Source organism: Methylotenera oryzisoli (assembly GCF_004661485.1).
Classification (GTDB): Bacteria; Pseudomonadota; Gammaproteobacteria; order Burkholderiales; family Methylophilaceae; genus Methylotenera; species Methylotenera oryzisoli.
This window is the reverse complement of sequence record NZ_PQVH01000005.1, coordinates 224,571-246,294: the sequence shown is the minus strand read 5'-3', so window position 1 is coordinate 246,294 and position 21,724 is coordinate 224,571. Positions and strand designations below refer to the sequence as shown.

At 46.7% G+C, this 21,724-nt stretch carries 19 protein-coding genes; 9 read left to right on the top strand and 10 right to left on the bottom strand.

The features are described from left to right. Nucleotides 1-1,398 carry a sigma-54-dependent transcriptional regulator gene (locus C3Y98_RS03390; protein WP_135276693.1) on the top strand — a complete coding sequence of 466 codons (1,398 nt, stop codon included), beginning with the start codon at nt 1-3 and terminating at the stop codon, nt 1,396-1,398. Nucleotides 1,399-1,478: 80 nt separating this feature from the next. Here the strand turns inward: C3Y98_RS03390 and C3Y98_RS03385 are convergent, their stop codons facing one another. Next, nucleotides 1,479-2,480, bottom strand: a complete 1,002-nt coding sequence (locus C3Y98_RS03385; RefSeq protein WP_135276692.1) for a sodium:calcium antiporter — start codon at nt 2,478-2,480, stop codon at nt 1,479-1,481. 91 nt (nt 2,481-2,571) lie between these two features. Here C3Y98_RS03385 and ampD point away from each other — a divergent pair, with 91 nt between their 5' ends. The 3 genes from ampD to C3Y98_RS03370 are packed head-to-tail and all read left to right on the top strand — an operon-like array spanning nt 2,572 to nt 7,407. After that, on the top strand, nt 2,572-3,117 hold the full coding sequence (gene ampD, locus C3Y98_RS03380) for a 1,6-anhydro-N-acetylmuramyl-L-alanine amidase AmpD (RefSeq protein ID WP_135276691.1): 546 nt from the start codon (nt 2,572-2,574) through the stop codon (nt 3,115-3,117). A gap of 32 nt (nt 3,118-3,149) precedes the next feature. After that, nucleotides 3,150-4,232: an efflux RND transporter periplasmic adaptor subunit gene (locus C3Y98_RS03375; RefSeq protein WP_245234305.1), complete on the top strand. Its 1,083-nt coding sequence runs from the start codon at nt 3,150-3,152 to the stop codon at nt 4,230-4,232. 19 nt (nt 4,233-4,251) lie between these two features. Then, on the top strand, nt 4,252-7,407 hold the full coding sequence (locus tag C3Y98_RS03370; protein WP_135276689.1) for an efflux RND transporter permease subunit: 3,156 nt from the start codon (nt 4,252-4,254) through the stop codon (nt 7,405-7,407). Between the two features lie 83 nt (nt 7,408-7,490). Here the strand turns inward: C3Y98_RS03370 and C3Y98_RS03365 are convergent, their stop codons facing one another. From C3Y98_RS03365 to purM, 4 genes are all read right to left on the bottom strand, one after another. Further along, nucleotides 7,491-8,729 carry a dicarboxylate/amino acid:cation symporter gene (locus C3Y98_RS03365; protein WP_135276688.1) on the bottom strand — a complete coding sequence of 413 codons (1,239 nt, stop codon included), beginning with the start codon at nt 8,727-8,729 and terminating at the stop codon, nt 7,491-7,493. Between the two features lie 101 nt (nt 8,730-8,830). Further along, nucleotides 8,831-10,360, bottom strand: coding sequence for an RsmB/NOP family class I SAM-dependent RNA methyltransferase (locus C3Y98_RS03360; protein WP_135276687.1), 1,530 nt, complete (start codon nt 10,358-10,360; stop codon nt 8,831-8,833). Between the two features lie 58 nt (nt 10,361-10,418). Further along, nucleotides 10,419-11,168 carry a DUF3108 domain-containing protein gene (locus C3Y98_RS03355; protein WP_135276686.1) on the bottom strand — a complete coding sequence of 250 codons (750 nt, stop codon included), beginning with the start codon at nt 11,166-11,168 and terminating at the stop codon, nt 10,419-10,421. Nucleotides 11,169-11,266: 98 nt separating this feature from the next. After that, nucleotides 11,267-12,316, bottom strand: coding sequence for a phosphoribosylformylglycinamidine cyclo-ligase (gene purM / locus C3Y98_RS03350; RefSeq protein ID WP_135276685.1), 1,050 nt, complete (start codon nt 12,314-12,316; stop codon nt 11,267-11,269). 137 nt (nt 12,317-12,453) lie between these two features. Between purM and C3Y98_RS03345 the strand changes: the two genes are divergently transcribed. The 4 genes from C3Y98_RS03345 (at nt 12,454) to C3Y98_RS03330 (ending at nt 16,278) form a co-directional block, all read left to right on the top strand. Beyond that, a complete protein-coding gene (locus tag C3Y98_RS03345; protein ID WP_135276684.1) occupies nt 12,454-13,536 on the top strand; it encodes an AI-2E family transporter in 1,083 nt (360 codons plus the stop codon). Nucleotides 13,537-13,540: 4 nt separating this feature from the next. Then, nucleotides 13,541-14,197 carry an HdaA/DnaA family protein gene (locus C3Y98_RS03340; RefSeq protein ID WP_135276683.1) on the top strand — a complete coding sequence of 219 codons (657 nt, stop codon included), beginning with the start codon at nt 13,541-13,543 and terminating at the stop codon, nt 14,195-14,197. Nucleotides 14,198-14,346: 149 nt separating this feature from the next. Further along, complete coding sequence (locus tag C3Y98_RS03335) at nt 14,347-15,984, top strand: NAD(P)/FAD-dependent oxidoreductase (RefSeq protein WP_135276682.1); 1,638 nt, start codon at nt 14,347-14,349, stop codon at nt 15,982-15,984. Nucleotides 15,985-16,080: 96 nt separating this feature from the next. Further along, complete coding sequence (locus C3Y98_RS03330; RefSeq protein WP_425339458.1) at nt 16,081-16,278, top strand: YgaP family membrane protein; 198 nt, start codon at nt 16,081-16,083, stop codon at nt 16,276-16,278. Between the two features lie 41 nt (nt 16,279-16,319). Here C3Y98_RS03330 and ahpF read toward each other — a convergent pair whose 3' ends face one another. From ahpF to C3Y98_RS03305, 5 genes are all read right to left on the bottom strand, one after another. Further along, nucleotides 16,320-17,903, bottom strand: a complete 1,584-nt coding sequence (gene ahpF / locus C3Y98_RS03325) for an alkyl hydroperoxide reductase subunit F (RefSeq protein ID WP_135276681.1) — start codon at nt 17,901-17,903, stop codon at nt 16,320-16,322. A gap of 155 nt (nt 17,904-18,058) precedes the next feature. Then, the gene (gene ahpC / locus C3Y98_RS03320) at nt 18,059-18,622 is read right to left on the bottom strand and encodes an alkyl hydroperoxide reductase subunit C (RefSeq protein ID WP_135276680.1); all 564 of its coding nucleotides are present in this window, start codon (nt 18,620-18,622) and stop codon (nt 18,059-18,061) included. A 199-nt stretch (nt 18,623-18,821) separates the two neighbouring features. Next, nucleotides 18,822-19,139 (bottom strand): thiosulfate oxidation carrier complex protein SoxZ, encoded by a 318-nt coding sequence (gene soxZ / locus C3Y98_RS03315; RefSeq protein ID WP_135276679.1) that lies wholly within the window; start codon nt 19,137-19,139, stop codon nt 18,822-18,824. A gap of 53 nt (nt 19,140-19,192) precedes the next feature. Beyond that, the gene (locus C3Y98_RS03310) at nt 19,193-19,627 is read right to left on the bottom strand and encodes a thiosulfate oxidation carrier protein SoxY (protein ID WP_135276678.1); all 435 of its coding nucleotides are present in this window, start codon (nt 19,625-19,627) and stop codon (nt 19,193-19,195) included. 8 nt (nt 19,628-19,635) lie between these two features. Further along, nucleotides 19,636-21,078 carry a M48 family metalloprotease gene (locus tag C3Y98_RS03305; protein WP_135276725.1) on the bottom strand — a complete coding sequence of 481 codons (1,443 nt, stop codon included), beginning with the start codon at nt 21,076-21,078 and terminating at the stop codon, nt 19,636-19,638. Between the two features lie 110 nt (nt 21,079-21,188). On the opposite strand from C3Y98_RS03305, the gene moaC reads away from it, so the two are divergent. After that, a complete protein-coding gene (gene moaC / locus C3Y98_RS03300) occupies nt 21,189-21,671 on the top strand; it encodes a cyclic pyranopterin monophosphate synthase MoaC (protein ID WP_135276677.1) in 483 nt (160 codons plus the stop codon). Nucleotides 21,672-21,724 lie beyond the last annotated feature (53 nt).

The window sequence follows — 21,724 nt, the reverse complement described above, 5'->3', positions numbered from 1 at the left end:
ATGCAACAAAGACCTAGCTGCTTAATTGTTGATGATGAGACAGACATCCGCGAACTATTAGCGATGACGCTGGAGCGCATGGATGTTGAAACCTTTAGCGCGAGCAGCGTTGAAGAGGCCAAGGCCATGCTGAAATTACGCACTTATGCCCTATGCCTCACTGACATGCAAATGCCGAACGGCACCGGATTAGACTTAGTTAACTATATCAATGAATTTCATTTCGGCCTGCCGGTTGCCGTTATCACCGCTCATGCCAGTGCGGACAACGCAGTATGTGCACTCAAAGCCGGCGCGTTTGATTATCTAGCCAAGCCCATTTCACTCAAACAGTTACGCCCCGTGATTGAGTCTGCGCTTAAACTCAGCGCAAGATCCAGCCAAAGCAAACCCAATACCCTGGACATGATTGGCAATTCTGAGCCGATTCAGTATGTACGCACGATGATTGCAAAAGTCTCGCGCAGTCAGGCACCGGTTTATATCAGTGGCGAATCCGGTAGCGGCAAAGAGTTGGCGGCAAAACTCATCCACCAGAACAGTTCGCGTGCCGATGGTGCCTTTATCGCAGTGAACTGCGGTGCAATTCCTGAAAACTTAATGGAAAGTGAGTTTTTTGGCTATAAAAAAGGTGCGTTTACCGGTGCGAACCAAGATAAAGAAGGGTTATTTCAAGCGGCTAACGGTGGCACATTATTTTTAGATGAAGTTGCGGACTTACCACTCGCCATGCAAGTAAAGCTGCTACGGGCGATTCAAGAGAAGAAAGTACGCATGGTGGGCGGCACAAATGAAGATGCTGTGGATGTGCGCATCATTAGTGCCACACACAAAAATCTAACCGAAATGATGGATGCAGGTCAATTTAGAAAAGATCTGTACTATCGCCTCAATGTGATTCAACTCAAGATGCCAGCACTACGTAACCGACCGGCAGATATTCCACTGCTTACCGAGATGCTGCTGAATAAACTGTGTCAGGCTCAGCACATTGCAACGCCAAAAATTGATGCACAAGCACAGGCGTATATTGCCAGCTTGGCGTTTCCAGGCAACGTGCGCGAGCTGGAAAACATGTTAGAGCGCGCTTTAGCACTATGTGACGGCCAAACCATCGTCGTAGAGGACGTATTAACGGAAGGCAACCCCGATACCCCTGCAATTAGTGCAAACCCAATGTTTGGTAGCAGCAACACCAGTGAAATCAACTTGACTGATTATCTGGAAGAAATAGAGAAAAAGGCCATTATTCAAGCCTTGGATAAAACCAACCACAACAAAACTGCCGCGGCAAAACTGCTTGGGGTGACTTTCCGCACCTTACGCTACCGACTTGCCAAGTTAGGCCTATCAAAAGAAACCGATACAGATTTAGAAGCGGATACAGAAGAAAGCTGAGTCTAGACGCAGTAACACCAATGGCTGCTGCACCGTCATCAGCACAGCAGCAACACCATCAGTTTAAGCAAACACCAAACCTAGGCCAGTACTAAGCATAGGTACGTTACATAAATAGCGCCATTCACCAACAGATGCCAAACGCGCAAGCCACCTTTTTGTACCAGATAGCGTAACCAGATAGCGGCAACGAGGGTTAATACAATGCCCAACAACACTTCACGGCGCGGCTCCCATGGCGTAAGCATAATACCGATTGCCGGCAACAACGTGCCTTGAAACACCATAGCACCAGTAATGTTGCCAAAAGCCAAGGTATCCTTACCTTTGCGTATCCATAAAATACTATTCACTTTTTCCGGCAACTCTGTGGCAATAGGAATAATTAACAGTGATAGGAGCAGGGCTGAAATACCTAACAGGTGTGAAGCTTCTTCTACGCCACCGATAAAACCTTTAGCACCTCCAACTAGGAGCGCTAAGCCTAAGAACAACTGCACAAATATGATTACCATATTATTAGGCAGGCCAAGCTTGCACAAAAACATATCGCCACCAGCTTCCGTCGCGTGGCCATCTTCGACCAGCGCTTTTGATGCACGCAGCGTCAACATCACGTAGACGAAATAAATCATGACCATAGAGAAACCTAAGCCATAACGCACTGCACTTAAACTATGTGGTACAAACATCGCAATCGCAGCAAAACTAAACGCTGCAATAAAGAAACTAAGGTCACGAGCTAAACCTGTACGCTCAGGACGGAGGTGGCCATTCGTCCCTCTACTGCGCCAAACTGATACGGCCATCAAACAGATAGAAAGCGTAGCCAACATCAGTGGCGCACCCAAAATAGCACCTACTCCGATCTCTTCATTGGTGGCAGCATTTTGTGTACCCGCTAACAGTGCCAGCAAAGGCACAGAGGTTTCTGGCAACGCAGTGCCTACCGCCGCGAATAAAGACCCAGTCACCCCCTCGGAGATGCCAAGCTTTTCACCCAAATGCTCAAGTGCATTAGTAAACACCTCTGCCGCGATTAGAATCACGACGAGCATCAGTAACAGTTCTAAAAATACCATTTAACTTTCCTTTTTATTTCAAGCGCCTTTTATTTCAAGCGTCACATCATTAATGTTGGCATTTTAAACTGAACTCAGCATAAAATTAGCAATGATAGAAAATTACGTGATAAATAGTGATGGTTTCGTGGCGCAGGCACAGCAAATCGCATCGCCCAACTTTGATGCCCGCCCTGAAAACGAAATCAGTTTAATCGTGATTCATAACATTAGCTTGCCACCCAGCCAATATGGAGGCAATGGGATTATTGAGCTATTCACCAACCAACTTAACCCTGATGAGCACCCGTATTACGCAACGATTCATACTTACAAAGTTTCTGCTCATTTTTTAATCAGGCGTGATGGCACACTGATACAGTTTGTGTCTTGTTTAGACCGGGCTTGGCATGCAGGTAAATCTAATTGGCAAACGCGTGAACGTTGCAATGATTTTTCAGTCGGAATAGAGCTTGAAGGTTCTGACTTTGAGGCTTTTGAAGAGGCGCAGTACCATACACTCAATAAATTAGTAGCCTGCCTCAACAATAGCTACCAAATTCAAGCTATAGTAGGGCATTCCGACATTGCGCCAGACAGAAAAACCGACCCAGGTCCTTATTTTGACTGGAAAAAATTAACTCACCATCATCATTAACCACTACCAATTTTATGCAAAGATTTTTTAGCTTGACCGTATTGACGCTACTCACCGGCATACTATTTGCCTGCGGTGCAAAAGATGAAAACGCCGATAAACAGCAGGCGAATAAAAATGGCCCTAAGCCCACCTTGGTGACTGTGACAACAGTGCAGAATGCGCAGGTAGAGATGACTGAGGACGGTATCGGCTCACTAGAAGGTTTGGTTGACCCGACACTGACGGCAGAAGTCGCCGCGCGTATTATTAAAGTATATGTAAGCCCTGGCGATACGGTGAAACAAGGCCAGCTCATTGCAACGCTAGACCCTACCGAATTCAACCTGCAAGAACGTGAAGCACAAGCTGAAGTAGCAAGAATTGAAGCGCTGCTCACTAACCAGACTAAAACCGTTGCCAGAAATCAAGCCTTGGTTGATAAAAAGTTCATCTCGCAAAATGCGGTGGACACCAGCCTAGCGGATCAAAAAGTATTAAAAGAACAGTTAGTCGCAGCTAAAGCACGCATCAACACCATCCGCAACAGTACAGGCAAAACAAGAATTTTTGCGCCTACTGACGGCGTGGTGGAAAAGAAGATTGTAGACACTGGCGAGTACGTAAAAATTGGCGATCCTATCGTGCAGATTATTTCTAATAAACTACTACGTGCTTACATTCCATTCCCTGAACGCGTGGGCTCACAGCTTAAGGCTGGCTTAAAGCTACGACTCACCACCCCAACCAGCAACAACAGCGTTGAAACTGTGATTCGAGAGTTAAAACCATTGATTACAGCCAGCAATCGCAGCATTATTGTGATTGCCGATGTCAAAAATGTGGCCGGCTGGCAGGCTGGTGCCAGCGTGAACGCCAGTGTTATTTTAGCGGAGCGTGCCGGTGCCATGATGGTGCCCGAGCAATGCGTGGTGCTACGTCCGGCAGGGCAAGTGGTCTATGTGGTGAAAGACAAACAAGTCCAGCAAACCGTTGTCACGACGGGTGCACGCCAAAACGGACTCGTTGAAATCACCGATGGCCTACAAGTGAATGATGTTGTGGTGGTCGATGGGGCGGGCTTCTTGACTGACAAAGCGCCAATCAAAATTGCCGATAAATCTGCCACACCATAAACCTTAAACCGAATACCCCATGACGCTACCTGAACTCTCTATTAAACGCCATGTACTGGCTTGGATGCTATCTGGCGTCATCGTTTTGTTTGGCATTATCGCATATAACCGTATCGGGGTAGACCGCCTACCGGCAATCGATTTCCCGGTCATCATGGTGAATACCACCCTGCGCGGTGCAAATCCCGATGTAGTGGACACCAGTATCACCAGCATCATTGAATCTGCCATCAACACCACGCCTGGCATTGAGCATATTCAATCGTCATCTTCTCCTGGCGTTTCCAGCATCAGTATTACGTTTGCTTTAGATAAAAATATTGATGTCGCATATAACGAGGTGCAGGCTAAAGTCAATCAGGTATTACGCCGCCTGCCTGTAGACACGGATCCACCCTCTATCCAAAAGGTTGACACTAATGCATCAGCCGTCATCTGGCTGGCGTTGAGCGGTGACCGCACCATCCAACAACTCAACCTTTATGCCAATAATGTACTAAAAAAGAAATTTGAAACAATTAACGGTGTAGGTGAGGTGTCCATCGGCGGACGCCGTGACCGCGTGATTCGCGTGAATGTAAGCCCGGAGCGCATGGCCGCCTACAAACTGAGTGCCAATGATTTAGTGGATGCATTCAACCGCGAGCACATTCAACTGCCGGGTGGATTTCTGGTCAGCGCACAAGCTGAACAGCTATTAAAGCTCGACCTTGAATTTCATGACATAAAAACGCTATCTGCATTAATTGTTAGCACCAAAGACGGCATGCCAATTCGCCTTAGCGATGTAGCAAACATTGAAGACGGGCTGACCGACAATCGTCAAATCGCACGCTACAATGGCAAGCCTACTGTGGGTTTAGGCATGGTGAAGATCGCCAATGCCAACACCGTAGAAATTATTAAAGAGGTAGAACGCAGGCTAGAACAGGATATACGCCCCAATCTGCCGCCGGGGCTGAGTCTGGAGATTTCAACCAATGACTCGATCTTCATCAATCAATTAGTAGCGTCACTGAAGGAGCACTTGGTGGAAGGCACCTTGTTCGCTGCTTTAATTGTACTGATCTTCATGCGCTCGTTCAGTTCTACTGTGATGATTTGTCTGGAGATTCCTGTATCCCTGCTGGGCGCAATCGCGGTCATGTATTTTGCCGGCTACACCTTTAACAGCATGACTTTGCTGGCACTGCTATTACTAATCGGCGTGGTGGTAGACGATGCAATTGTGGTGCGGGAAAGCATTTTGCGTCATATGTCAGGAGAGGTGGGCGAGGCACTGAGCCCAGCAGACCTCAAGAACCCTGCTAAAGTAGCCTTGTTTCGCTCTCAAGCCACTAGACATGGCAGCAATGAAGTCGTTTTTGCCGTACTAGCCTCATCTTTATCTCTGGTTTGTATTTTTGCACCGGTAATTTTTATGAGTGGCGTCATCGGCATGTTCTTCAAATCTTTCGCCGTGGTCGTCACTTTTGGTGTACTGGTATCACTCTTCGTATCGCTCACGCTCACACCTATGCTGTGCTCGCGCTACTTAAGCGTCACACATCAAGAAAACGCCGTGTACCGCCTCACAGGACGCGGCTTGGATTATTTGGATACCCAGTACAAAAAACTACTACACGTTACCTTGAAGCATCGCGGCTTTGTACTGATCTTCACCGCCATATTCGTGGCGGCATCTGGCTACCTGACACTCAAATATGTAGAAAAAGATTTCGTGCCGGAGTCAGACGAAAGCAGCTTTAGTATCAGCCTGAAAACACCATTGGGCTCTAGCCTAGACTACACTGACTCTAGGCTACAGATGGTTGAAAGCATTTTAAAAAACCATCCAGGTGAAGTAGATAGCTATTTCTCTACCATCGGCACCGGCTCACGCGGACAGGTAAATGAGGGGCGTGTGAATGTACGACTCAAGCCGAAAGAACTGCGCGCCAAAAGCCAGCAAAGCTTGATTAAAGAGCTCAAAACCGAACTGGATCAGATTCCCGGCGCTCGCGCCATGGCAGCGCCACCCTCTGTGGTGCGTGGGCAACGCTCAGAAAAACTCCAGTTCAACTTAATTGGCAATAACCTACAAGAACTAGGCCGCATCTCCAAACTGTTGCAACAAACGCTTAGCAACAATGCTGCGATGGGTAGAGTAGACGTAGACGTACAGCTCGACTTACCGCAACTCAATGTAGATATTGATCGCGCACGCGCAGCGACACTGGGCTTGAATGCACAAGAGATTGCCACGGCCATCAGCCTATATGCCGGGGGCATTAATGTAGCAAAATACAATGAAGCCGCAGGCGATGGGCAACGCTATGACATCCGCATTAAAGCCGCTGAGGGTGATTTAAATAACGTACAGGATTTAAGCAAAATTTACCTGCGTAGTGAAAGCGGTGAACTGGTACGCCTTGATGCGGTGGCAACGTTTAAGCAGGAGCTAGGACCTGCAGTGATTGGTCGCTACGATTTACAGTACGCCGTTAATTTTTATGCTAATCCGAATATGCCATTAGGCGAGGCCGTAGATTTAGTCAAAGCAACTGCAGCTACTATTGTGCCGGCGGAATATACACTGAGACTGACAGGCCAAGCTGAAGAGTTTGGCAAAACCTTTAAGAACATACAGTTTGTGTTCCTGCTCGCGTTTATTTTGCTTTACATGGTGCTAGCCAGCCAGTTCAACTCTTTCCTGCAACCTTTACTGGTGATGTTAGCTCAACCACTGGCCATTATCGGCGGCCTGATTGCGCTGCTGATTTCCGGTGACAGTCTCAACATGTACTCCATGATTGGCCTAGTGCTGCTCATTGGTTTAGTAGCGAAGAATTCAATTCTGCTTGTTGATTTGACCAATCAACTATTAGATAAAGTGAGAGAAAGCGGCGAAATAATTAACAAAGCACATATTAATGCAGCGTTGAGTGAAGCTTGCCCGGTACGTCTACGTCCAGTATTAATGACTTCGCTCACCATCATTTTAGCGCTGCTGCCGGCAGCAATGGGCTTAGGCGCTGGCTCGGAAACCAATAAGCCACTGTCCGTTGCTATTATAGGCGGCATGATTTCTTCTACCTTATTGACGTTAGTGGTGGTGCCTTCGGCCTACTCATTGCTAATCGGCTGGATCAGTGAACTACATGCACGCCGCCAGCATACTGAGCCACCGCGTTAACAATACACTGTGCAGGCATGCAGCATAACCACCCATTTAATAACATCAACTTAAGTACTGCATGCACTGATTAAGCCAACCGCTTAATGTGGTGCGTCCATCGTCAGTTTCTGCACAATTAAACTGCCGATAATATCACCTTGCACATTTACGCTAGTGCGCACAGTGTCTAGCAAGCGGTCTATCGGCAGCAAAATAGCAATCGCCTCAGCAGGCAAACCCACCGACTGCAACACCATCACCATGGTCACCATGCCGGCACTAGGAATCCCAGGTGCGCCCATCGCAGCAATCATCGCCGTAAAAAACACGATCATCTGCTGTACTAGGCTCAACTCTACGCCCATCAAGTTAGCGATAAAGATAGCGGCAATGGCCTCGTACAACGCCGTACCATCCATATTGATAGTGGCTCCCAGCGGTACGACAAAACCCGCGATCTCCGGTTTTACTTGCATCTGTAAGGTGGAACGCATGGTGACGGGCAGGGTGGCAGTACTTGAGCTGGTAGCAAACGCTGTTAACAGCGCTTCACGGCTGCCGCGAAAGAACCACAATGGTGATTTGCCCGTCACTAAATATAAAAGTAGTGGTAGCACCACCACACCATGCAGCAAAGTAATGCCTACGACCACTGCGGCAAATTTAGCCAAAGTATGCAGAATCGCAATATCCTGCACCGCAACTAACTTAACCAGCAACGCCATGATCCCCAGCGGTGCCAAGTACATCACCCAGCCCACAATCAGCATCGTTACGTCCAGCACCTCTTGTAACAGCGTGCGCAGGTGATTAAAACGCTCACCGCCCACCACCAATGCAACGCCTAAAATCAGCGCAAACATGACCAGTGCCAACACATCACCTTTAGCGAGGGCGGCAAACGGGTTGACGAACAAACCATGTAAAAATTGTGCAAAGTACTCAGGTAGCGGCAGTTGCTTAGCCTCAAAGCCATGCATAGCATCTTGAAACATTGCCACATGCATGCCGCTACCCGGCCCAAAATAATTAGCTGCGAGCAAACCTAAGCTGATGGCAATCATCATGGTTGTGACAAAATAAAGCATGGTACTGACCCATACTTTGTGCATTTGCTGATGCTGGCGCAAATTAGCAACGCCAACGGAGATAGAGCAAAACACCAAAGGTACAAGTATCATTTTAAGCAGGTCAATAAATAGTGTGCCTACTAGTCCTGCGCCATACACCCCCCCTTGCACCAGTGCATGCTGCGTCCCTAACGCCTGAAAATAGAACCCTAATGCAACACCAATGATGGATGCCAATAATATTTGTAAATTGAGGCTAGGCCACTTCATCCTGCAACGCCTTTACATTAAGAAAAAAGCGCCGAGGCGCTATTACTGCATAAAAAAAGGGTAAGATTTTTTAATCTTACCCTATCTGACTTAATCTGGCTTTAGGCTTTAACTGCTTTTGTTTTAGCCGTGCTCGCTTTTACTTTACTCACTTTAGGCTCAACCACGCTGTCATCTTTTGGCGCTTTAGCTACTTTAGGCTTAGGCTCTTTTTTGACAGCTGCCTTTTTAGCTTTTTTAGCCGGCACTTCTTCTGTCGCGGCTTCTTCAACAACTGAAGCGGCCTCTAAAGCAGGTGCAGCCTCTGTAGTAGCTTCTGCCTCATTAGTTTTACTTAGCGCTGGCGCAGTTGCCGCATCCAACTTCTCAAATACCGCGGCAAAGAAACCATCGGTATTATGTAAGTGCGGTAGCAATTTCAGGTAATCACCAGTATCCAACTCAATTTGGTGCTGTGCCAAAATCTGTGCGGCATTCAGCAATTTGAAATCTGGGTGGGTGGCTAAGAACTGCTCAGCAATTTGCTCGTTTTCATCGCTGAGCAAGCTGCAAGTGGCATAAATTAAACGCCCTCCTACTTTGGTCAGCTTAGCTGCACGCGCCAGAATATTGGTTTGTTTAACATTGAGTTCGGCCACATCTTGCGGAGTTTGGCGCCATTTAAGGTCAGGATTGCGACGTAAGGTGCCCAAACCGCTACATGGCGCGTCCACTAGCACACGGTCAAACTTCCCGTTTAAACGTTTTAGTTTAGGGTCAGTTTCGCTGCTAATCACTTGTGCATTCAGGTTGCTCAGGCCAGAACGCTTTAAACGCTGCCCTAAGTTATGTAAACGCTTTTCAGACACATCAAATGCATACAAGCGGCCGGTATTGCGCATCAGTGCCCCCATCGCCAAGGTTTTACCACCAGCGCCTGCGCAGAAGTCGGCTACCATCATGCCGCGTTTGACTGCAACTAAATGCGCCAATAGCTGGCTACCTTCATCCTGCACCTCAATCTTGCCTTCAGTAAACAATACGTGACGGCCAATATTCATACGATTAGGCATACGGATACCAATCGGAGAATAAGGCGTTTTCGTCACATTGGTTTCGCCAGAAGTATTTTCGGCAATAAACTTTGCCATCACTTCATCGCGCGTGCCTTTAATGGTATTCACGCGTAAATCCAAAGTGGCTTGCTCATGCATGCTGCGCGCAATAGTTAAGGCCTCAGCCTCGCCGTATTGCGCTACCAGCTTATCCCACAGCCAGTCGCGCACATCAGCCTGTACCGCTAGTGGTAAATTATCCGTAGCTTTTGCTTTAATCAGATGCGCCCATTCTTTTTGCTGTTCACTCAGCATAGGCTCTAGCTCACGGATACTCATGCCTTGTACCCGCAACAACCAAGCCAAAATCAACTTACGCGCATCATCCGGGTCATTTTCATCGTTAGCCGTCACTGTGCTTAAGAAACGTAGACGACGCAATACGCCATATACACTCTCTGCCACAAACGCACGCTCTTTGGTGCCTAGGTCACGGTTATTACGAAAAAACTCACTTAACTTCGCATCAGCAGGGCTACTAAACGTCAGTAGATTAGATAAAACGATTGCAGCTTGCCGAATTAAATTAGGCGTCATATTGATTCTCTTTGTATATTTTTAATTACTTGCTAAATAGCGTGGCAGCATGCCAGCGTTATTGGATACGCAACTCAGTTAAGGTTTGCTCTAGTTTGTGTCCGTCTTCATCAATCACCAGAATACGCGCTGGCACGTAATTTTTTTCTGCCGCCAGCCACAGATCTTTGGTTTCAGCCCCATCATGCTCAGATGGTGTCAGGTACAGGGTTTTATACTGTACACCAGCACAATCGATGCTTTTGAGTTCCGGGCTAACTTTATAGGCATACTGCTTCAGCTTTTTACCTGTTGTTACTGGCACGGTAATCGTATTTTTTAACGATGCACGCATAAACATAAACTGATAGGGATAGCTCGCTAAATCCTGCGTGCCAGGCTTCAGTTCAGCTGTTTCTTTCTCACCTTTAATCGTCATGACCAGACTTTGTTTCGCCCAATCAAAATCGGTGAATAATGATTTCTTTTTTTGGTTACCCTGATGCAATTCAAAATGGCTAGGCTTTAGACCTTGCGCCGTAATCTCACCAGTACTGGTTAATTTACGCTCGCCCAGCAAAGCATACACGCCAATACCTTTGGTCACGCTTTCAACCGTATAGGTGTTTTTGGTAACGGTAAACTGTTCATATACGTTAGCAAATGGGTCACCGTTTTTAGTCACCACGTAAGTGGCGCTAATACTTTTTGGTAACGTAAACTTTGCAGCGGCCTCTTTAGGCTTTGCTTTAGAAAAAGCCGCCTGTGGCATGAGCGCAACACCCATGCCAACCAAAAATATTACACACCATGCTTTGATTCGATTCATCACTAAAATTCCTTAATTTTAAGACACATCATGCTCAACGCATCAGCGCTACTTTTGTTACAGCGGAAGCAGTTTTTTCTGACTGATTTAACAACAGACTAAACAACGATAGTAGGCGCTTCGCCTGCATTTTGTGCACGGATATGACCGATTTCAAACACAGTCTCACCTGAAGCCTCAAGTAGCGCTTTAGCTGCTGCAGCGTTTTCTTTAGCCATCACAATCGCCATGCCAATACCGCAGTTAAATGTTTTGTACATTTCGCTCGGTACAATATTGCCCTGTGCTTGCAGCCATTGGAATAACGGTGGCAATTCCCAGCCTGACGCTTGAATTTCTGCCGTTAAGCCTTCAGGCAATACACGTGGGATATTTTCGGTAATACCGCCACCTGTAATGTGCGCCATGCCTTTAACCGGCATCGCTTCAATCAGTTTCAATAGAGATTTCACATAGATGCGGGTAGGCGCCATCACCACATCTTTGAATTTTTTACCGTGGAAGTCTGACTCAAAATCAATGCCTGATTTTTCAATCAGTTTACGAATCAATGAGTATCCATTTGAATGTGCGCCGCTGGAAGCCAAGCCTAATACCACGTCACCGGCAGCAATGGTTGTGCCATTAATCAAGTTGGCTTTATCTACACAGCCTACTGCAAAGCCTGCCAAGTCGTATTCGCCCGCTGGGTACATACCTGGCATTTCTGCAGTTTCACCGCCCACCAATGCACAGCCAGATTGCTCACAACCTTCGGCAATGCCCTTAATCACTTGTGCTGCAACGCCAACCTCCAGTTTGCCACAAGCAAAGTAGTCTAAGAAGAATAGTGGCTCAGCACCTTGTACTAAAATGTCGTTCACGCTCATTGCGACTAAATCAATACCCACGGTATCGTGCTTGTTCAGCTCAAACGCTAATTTAAGTTTAGTACCCACGCCGTCGGTACCAGATACCAAAATTGGCTCTTTAAATTTCTGTGGCACAGCAAATAATGAGCCAAAACCACCAATACCGCCTAATACTTCTGGGCGCATGGTACGTTTGGCAAACGGTTTAATTTGTTCAACTAATGCATCACCCGCTTCAATATCCACTCCGGCATCGCGGTAGCTAATTGAAGTTTTATCTGAATTATTGGCGCTCAAGGGGGTTCTCGCTTTCTACAAAAAGTGTGTTCTATCGTTATAATGTTATTTTAACCGAAATGCTTAGTTATCTGAAATGTTGAAAGCCTCAAAACGCAGGCTTTTCCAAAACAGCCACACTTTACTGAAAGCGCAGAATGAACAAACACAAAAATACCGTTTGGCTGGTCGCTGTTTTATCAGTGTTTGGCATCATTTACCTGCTTAGCCCAATCCTGACTCCATTCCTGATTGCCGCAATTTTGGCGTACATTGCCAACCCATTAGTGGGTAAAATTGAAGCAATTCAATTCAATAACAAGCGTGCTAAATTTTCATTCAAACTCAGCCGCACCATAGCTACCTTGCTCGTGCTGTTATTTTTATTCGCGGTACTCATCATCATTCTGCTCATCATGATTCCACTGTTACAGCATGAGTTTGTGCAACTATCGCAAAAAATCCCTGTGTATTTGAATGCTGCTAAAACCAACCTTGAGCCTTGGCTACAAAAAAACTTTGGCATCAGCGCTGAAATCGATCCCGCACAGATTCAAGCCATCCTCACTGAAAACTGGAAAACAACAGGCAATTTTGCCAAAAATATTGCACTAAGCTTGAGTAGCCATGGCATGACCGTGGTTGGCTGGCTAGGCAATCTAGTACTCATTCCACTCGTGCTGTTTTACTTGCTGGTGGACTGGAATATTCTCCTACAAAAAATAAGTGCGTTATTACCACGCGCACTCCTTGGAAAAACTCAGGAAATCGGCGCCGATATTGACGCGGTACTCGCTGAGTTTTTACGTGGGCAATTGACTGTCATGCTATTAATGAGCGTTTTCTACGCCGCAGGCTTATGGTTAGTTGGACTGGAGTTTGCGCTGCCCATCGGCATATTATCTGGCCTGTTAGGGTTTATCCCATACTTAGGCTTTGGTTTAGGCTTAACATTGGCGCTCATTTCCGGCGTATTGCAGTTTGGCAACCTGCATGACTTAATCCCGCTACTGGTTGTGTTTGGCATAGGACAGCTAGTGGAAAGCATGGCGCTCACGCCATGGCTGGTGGGCGACCGCATTGGCCTGCACCCGCTAGTAGTAATTTTCGCACTGATGGCTGGCGGACAGCTATTTGGCTTTGCCGGCGTACTACTGGCACTACCGGTATCAGCAGCGATTGCGGTAGGTTTCAGACATGCCAAACAAAAATATCTTAGCAGTCACTTTTACTTAGGTTAGCAGTATGAACAGCACGGATCTTCATTACAAATCCCCGACTAAGCAACTATTGCTGGACATTCAACCACTGCCGCCACCTAGCCTGGAAAACTTTATCGAAGGGCAAAATGCAGAAGCGCTATATAGCTTAAAGCAAGCACTTACTCACGCTGAGGAAGCACGTTTTATTTACCTATGGGGCGCACAGGGCAGTGGAAAATCGCACTTGTTACACGCATGTGAGCGTATGGCTAAACAATCGAATCTGCCCCTATTTATTGCAGATGACACACACACTTTAGATGAGGATGCGCAAATCGCGCTGTTTGACCAATTCAACCAACTACGTGCATCTGGTGGCATCCTAATTTCTAGCGGCATTGCAGCCCCTACGCAAATGCAACTGCGTGATGATTTAGCCACTAGGCTGGCATGGGGCTTGGTTTATCAACTACACCCACTCACCGATGAGGAAAAAGCCCAAGCACTGAGAACGCATGCCACAGAACGCGGGATGAAATTGCCGGATGAAGTGGTTGAGTACTGCCTGCGCTACCTGCGCCGAGATTTGCCAACTTTAATGGCGGTTCTGGATGCGCTGGATGTGTGGTCGCTCACCGAGAAAAAACCGGTGACCGTGCCTATGCTAAAAAAGCTACTGCAACACAACCTTGAAGCCTAGCCTAGCACCATGCCCAATACTGTTTGGGCACCTGCCTTTATCTTAGGCAATACGAGCGAATCGCGACTATCCCATTTTTCGCTAAGCTCAACATACTGTAAAATCACACTATTGGCAGATAAACACTCCCCTTATTAAAGTGACCACACATGTTACGTATTACTGAAATCAAACTCCCGATTGAAAATGCACAATCGCTGATACACCAAACCGATGAAATAAAAGCAGCATTGCTTAAACGCTTAGAAATTGTAGAAAGCGATTTAATTCATTTTGAGATTTTCAAGCGTGGTGTAGACGCCCGTAAATCGCATGCAATTTTGTATGTGTACAGCCTAGATGTCGAGGTGAAGAACGAAGAAAAAATTCTCGCCAAGTTCCGCAAAGATGCGCACATTAAGCCAGCACCGGATACCAGCTATAAATTTGTGGCGACCACAGAGGTTGCGCCGCTGACCAGACCTGTGATTGTAGGCTTCGGCCCTGCCGGAATTTTTGCTGCGCTGATCTTGGCGCAGGCAGGCTTTAAGCCTATTGTATTGGAGCGCGGTAAAGAAGTGCGTAAGCGTACGCAGGATACATGGGGATTATGGCGTAAAAGTACACTCAATCCTGAATCCAACGTGCAATTTGGTGAAGGCGGTGCCGGCACGTTCTCTGACGGCAAGCTTTATAGCCAAATTAAAGACCCAAAACATTATGGCCGCAAGGTGATTCAAGAATTTGTAAAAGCAGGCGCGCCAGAAGAAATCATGTATGTAAGCCACCCGCACATCGGCACATTCCGCTTAGTGGGGATGGTAGAGGAAATGCGTAAAACCATCACCGAACTAGGCGGTGAAATCCGCTTCGAGAGCCGTGTCGATGATATTGAAATTGTAAATAATCAGGTACAAGCTGTGGTGCTACAAACTGGAGAACGCCTTGCGACCAACCACTTAGTGCTGGCCGTTGGGCACAGTGCGCGTGATACGTTTGAAATGGTTCACAAACGCGGCATTTATATAGAAGCTAAACCGTTCTCAATTGGCTTCCGCATTGAACACCCACAATCTATCATTGATAAAGCCAGATACGGCAAGAGCTACAGTGAGGACTTACTTACAAAGCTTGGCGCTGCCGATTACAAATTAGTACATCATGCAAAGAATGGCCGTTCGGTTTACAGCTTCTGTATGTGCCCTGGCGGTACGGTAGTAGCTGCAGCGTCTGAGCCTAACCGCGTGGTGACTAACGGCATGAGCCAATATAGTCGCAACGAGCGTAATGCCAATGCAGGCATTGTGGTGGGCATCACACCGGAGCAAGATTATCCAGGTCATCCGCTGGCAGGCATGGAATTACAGCGCCAGTTGGAAAGTCAGGCGTTCATTGCCGGCGGCAGTAATTACGAAGCGCCTGGGCAGTTAATTGGTGACTTTTTGCAAAACAAGCCTTCTACCCAGTTTGGCGAAGTAACGCCTTCTTACAAACCAGGCGTACACCTGACTAATTTGGCATCCGTCTTACCGGAGTTTGCCATTAGCGCTATCCGTGAAGCAATTCCGGAATTTGCAAAACAGGTAAAAGGCTTTGATTTAGCCGATGGCGTACTCACAGGGGTAGAAACGCGCACCTCCAGCCCTATCCGTATCAAGCGTGATGATGACAGCTTAGAAAGTATTAACACTAAGGGCTTATACCCTTGTGGTGAAGGTGCGGGCTATGCTGGCGGGATTTTGTCTGCTGGGGTTGATGGCATCAAAGTAGCGGAAGCCGTCGCACTAAGTATCATCAACGCTGGCTAGAACATCAAGCCAATACAAGCCACTTTCATGCACAGCGAGTTGAGCGTACACTAAACATTCTGTACTTTTTAGTGAGTCTTTACTCATAGGAGTTGCATGATGAAAGCTAATATTGGCGGAATCGACCGCACCATACGCATTGTTGCAGGACTGGCACTCATTGCATGGGCATTATTCGCAAACGGCCCGACTTGGGCTTGGATTGGCCTAGTACCGCTAGCAACCGGACTGATTAACTTCTGCCCAGCTTACGGTTTACTCGGAATGAGTACCTGTAAAACCAAACACGAATAAAAAAAGGCGGCCGAAGCCGCCTTTTTTATTGCCAGTTTACTTTACTGCCTAATCAAATAATCAAAGGCACCTAGTGAAGCTTTGGCACCTTCGCCCATCGCAATAATAATTTGCTTGTAAGGTGTAGTCGTCACATCGCCAGCGGCAAACACGCCCGGCAGCGAGGTTGCATTGTGATGATTCACTTCTACTTCGCCGTACTTGCTTAGGTTCACACTACCTTTTAACCAATCACTATTAGGCACCAAGCCAATCTGTACAAACACGCCATCCAGTGCCAAATGCTTAGATTCACCCGTCACACGGTCGTTATAGGTCAATCCATTCATTTTGTTACCATCGCCAGTGACTTCTGTCGTTTGCGCACTAGTAATAATGGTGACGTTGCTTAAGGTACGTAGCTTTTTCTGTAACACAGCATCGGCTTTTAATTCAGTATCAAATTGCAGCAAGGTCACGTGACCTACAAAATTGGCTAAATCGATAGCGGCCTCCACCCCTGAGTTGCCGCCGCCGACTACAGCTACCGGCTTACCTTTAAACAACGGGCCGTCGCAGTGCGGGCAGTATGCAACGCCTTTGCCTCGATATTCTTTTTCACCGGGCACATTGAGCTCGCGCCAGCGCGCACCAGTGGCAAGAATCACCGATTTACTTCTTAAAGTTGCGCCGCTTTCCAACTTCAACTCGATCAAATCATCGTTTTTGTTGCCATGTTTACCTGGCTCAGTTAAAGCAACTGCACGCTGTAAATTCATGATTTCCACGTCATAGCTTTTTACGTGCTCTTCCAGCGCCATCACTAATTTCGGCCCTTCTGTTTCTTTCACAGAAATAAAGTTCTCAATGCCAAGCGTATCCATCACTTGCCCACCAAAGCGCTCCGCAACGATGCCTGTGCGTATGCCTTTACGCGCTGCGTAGATAGCAGCTGACGCACCTGCTGGACCACCGCCTACCACCAACACATCGAAAGGTGCTTGTGCTTCTAGTTTTTTCGCTTCACGCGCTACCGCACCAAGGTCAATTTTTGGCAAGATTTCATCTAACTCCATACGACCAGCACCAAACACTTCACCATTTAAGTAGGTAGTTGGTACGGACATAATGTCTCTGGCTTTTACTTCATCCTGATATAGCGCACCATCAATCATCACATGGGTAATATTGGGGTTAATCACCGCCATCATATTCATTGCCTGCACCACATCCGGGCAGTTATGGCAGCTCAGTGAAATATAAGTCTCGAAGTGGAAACTGCCTTCAATTGCTGCGATTTGTGCAATTTTTTCAGCCTCTAGCTTCATCGGGTGACCACCAGTATGAAGTAGCGCCAACACTAAAGATGTAAATTCATGTCCCATAGGAATACCAGCAAAACGCACGCCGACCGCTTTATGTGCCTCGGTATGGGTTGCACCACGTTTTACAGCGAATGAAGGTTTACGCGCATCATCTTCCATGGTCAGCGTAATTTTGTCTGACATGCTCGCGATTTCTTCCAGCAGTTCACGCATCTCTTGTGCTGCTGCAGTTTCATCTAATGATGCAGCCAATACGATAGGCTCACGCAACATCTGTAAATAGGTTTGCAATTGGGTTTTGATACCGGTTTCTAATGCCATGATTGCTCTCTTCTTCAAATTCTCATCTGGCTGCGATTTAACGCAACCAACTTTACTTAAAATAAAGGCATTATCTTTTGAATAATGCCCTTGTTATTTCACTGCGCTAAGAGATGTTTGCTCGTTAGCGCAGCATTACCTTGCTTAAACCAGTATTAGATCTTACCTACTAAGTCTAATGATGGAGTGATTGTTTGAGCACCTTCTTGCCATTTAGCTGGGCAAACTTGGCCTGGGTTAGCTGCTGTAAATTGTGCAGCTTTCAATTTACGTAGTGTTTCTTTTACATCACGTGCGATTTCGTTGCTGTGCACTTCAACAGTTTTAATCACGCCTTCTGGGTTGATCACGAAAGTACCGCGTAATGCTAGGCCTTCTGCATCAATATGCACATCAAATGCACGTGTCAATTGGTGTGTTGGATCACCCACTAATGGGAATTTTGCTTTACCAACTGCTGGTGATGTTTCGTGCCATACTTTGTGTGAGAAATGTGTGTCGGTTGTTACGATGTACACTTCAGCACCTGCTTTTTGGAACTCAGCATAGTTGTCAGCAGCATCTTCAACTTCGGTTGGGCAGTTAAAAGTAAATGCAGCCGGCATAAAAATGACCACAGACCACTTACCCTTCATGCTTACATCGCTCACTTCAACAAACTTACCATTGTGGAAAGCTTCTGTTTTGAACGGTTGCACTTGTGTATTGATTAATGACATCGTTTTTTCCTATCTATTGATTAAAAAATGGGTTAATAGAACTATAAATTCATGATTTGAATTATAGAGATTAATTTTAATAAATCCAATATATCATTTTAATGATTATGATAAGTTAAATTTATCAAAGTTGACTGCGAAAGCATGTGCATAACGTCGATTGTAAATAAACTGAACCAAGTCAAGATATGTGGCTAACTCAAGCCGGCGTCACTGCAATACTTTGGCTGGCACTTTCACCAAGATTGTCATGCCACGTCACTTCAACGACATCCCCCACCTTGGCGCCTTTTAACCTAAAGGTTAAATATGGGTTTTTAGCAATACCTGTGCCCCACTGTGCTTCTATCACCGGCTTTCCATTCAAGGTAGCCGTCAATAGCTGTACAAAATGTGCAGGCACTAATTGGTCATGGTCATCTTTTCTGCGCCCAGTTTCCATCGGGTGACTCATCAACACCTTCACTTCGGTGTAGTCTCCCTTCAGTTGGGCACGCATTTTCATGTTGTTATCCATGTAAATTCCTTAGTACACAACGGCTAGGCCACGTTGAATCATATCAATCAACATTAACCGCAGCCGTTTTCTAACACGATGATATTTTTACTGCGTGTGAAATATTGCGTGCCTGACTTCACAATGATTTTAAGGTCAGAGGTTTCCGCCATTTTAATGCGTGTGATCACAAACGGCTCAGCGCCATTACTGAACATAAAATTGGCAATGAGCGGTGTGGGGTTGTGCTCCACCAAAATCGCAATCGCCTCTGTATTCTCGATTTTGCTGTGTACTTCCACCTGAACAATAGCGCCATTCTCGGCGCGGTCTGGCGCGATAATCACGATATCTTGCGTTGGGATCTCGGCACTGATATTTAAAGAGCGCGTTGCGTCATTGATTTTCACCGCTTCAAACGCGGTTTTATTCCATAAAGCAGCCCATACCTTAACCGGCGCTAACGCAATCAAAGTAAGCATTCCTAACAAAAAACTTCTGCGCTGCATATCGCCCCCTACAGTTTTGCCTTTTTCTCATCACCCATCATTTGCCTGAGCTGCCTTAAGCGTGCTTCAACAATTGATTGCTGATAAAAATCGCCGTCATTCGCTTTTGCAGCCAAATCCATCTGCTCGATAGCACGCGCAAGGTCATACTTTCTGTAATAGGCCTCACTCTGCGCCTGATGGCTAAGTAGCACTTTATTCTGCATAGTGTACGCCTTAGCTAGCAAGTCATACAAATAAGCATCATTCGGATATAAACCCTGTTTTGCTTTCACCAACTGGATAGCCTGGTCTGCCTGCCTCGTGGCGAGATAATGCTCTGCGTAACCATAAATCAAAGCGCGGCTGTCCGGAAAAATCTTTAATGCTGATGCATATTTCTCTGCGGCTGCGGCGGGTTTGTCTCTACCCACTTCTAAACGCGCAGCCAAGCTCTCTATCATAGGATGTGGCGTAGCGTTCTTCTTAAGCCATGCCAATTCCTTTTCCGCTTGCGCCCATGCGCTTTTGCGCAACAAAGCCACGGCTAAACCATAATGCTCTGCCGCAGCATTGGCATAGCGCTGCTCGCGGATATTCTGCTCAAATAAATCAATCGCAGCCTGATCGCCACCCTGCAGCGCACGCAGCTTGGCTTTTACATACTGAAACTCCACGCTATCTGCCACTTGCTTGTAGTGCATTTGTTCTACGCGGTTAGCCACGTCAGCGATACGCTCAGTGGTTAATGGGTGAGTACGCAAAAAGCTAGGCGCACTTCCCTCGGCAAAGCGTGAACCACGCTGCAAAGTTTTAAAGAACTCCGGCATGGCGCGCACATCAAAACCACCTGAATCTAAAATCTGCAAACCGATACGGTCAGCCTCACGCTCATGCTCCCGCGTGTAATCAAGCTGATTCTGTACGCCTATCGCAGAAGATGCCGTGAGCGCCCCGGTCGCCAACTGTGGGTTAGATCTCGCGACAAGCAACGCCAACGCAATGCCCGCTAAGTTTTTAAATGTGTCGTACTTTTGCGAAGCAAGCATACGCGCCAAATGTCGCTGCGTTACGTGGCCAATTTCATGCCCGAGCACACTGGCAAGCTCAGATTCACTGGTTGCCGCTAAAATCAAACCTGTATGCACACCAATCACGCCACCAGGCATTGCAAATGCGTTAATAGATGGGTCCTGCAGCACAAAAAAGTTAAAGCTCTGACGCTTATCGGGGCCATTCGCTACTAATTTTCCGCCCAAGCCTTGTAAGTAGTCAGACACTTCTACGTCATTCAACACTTCATCACTCACCGCCACCTGACGCATAATCTGCTCGGCGATTTCTTGTTCTTGCAAGGGCGAGAGTACTGTAGCTGAAACATCGCCTAAATCTGGCAACTCATTCGCGATTGCGGGATATACATGCGCTACAGATACAACTAATAATATAATGGTACGTAAAGTTAATTTCATCATTACTATGATAACGTTTGTCGTTGAATGTTTCATAATTTTGCGCAAATTATCCACCATCAACCTATGCATTTCAACACAGTAACACCCTAGATACCGAGACTTTCAAGATGACAAACCCACTTACCCACTTTGATCAAAATGGCCAAGCACATATGGTAGATATTGGCGAAAAAGCTGAAACTCACCGCATTGCCATTGCCACAGGCCTTATCAGCATGCTGCCTGCAACTTTGGCGTTGATTCAAAGCGGTACCAGCAAAAAAGGGGATGTGCTTGGTATTGCCCGAATTGCAGCGATTCAAGCCGCAAAGAAAACCTCAGACCTTATCCCGCTATGTCATCCCATTTTTCTCACGCGCATTGCGGTCAGTTTTGAGATAAACGAAACGCAATCTAGTATTAGCTGCACCGTCACCAGTGAAACCTATGGAAAAACAGGCGTGGAAATGGAGGCCCTCACCGCAGTGAGTGCTTGCTTACTCACGATTTACGATATGTGTAAAGCGGCTGATCGCGGTATGGCGATTTCTGAAATCAAACTGCTCGAAAAACAAGGCGGAAAATCGGGGCATTGGGTAGCTGAAAAGTAAATGCCATCTTGTGATTTAGCCATAGGATTTCTATCGCTAAATCACATCTAAGC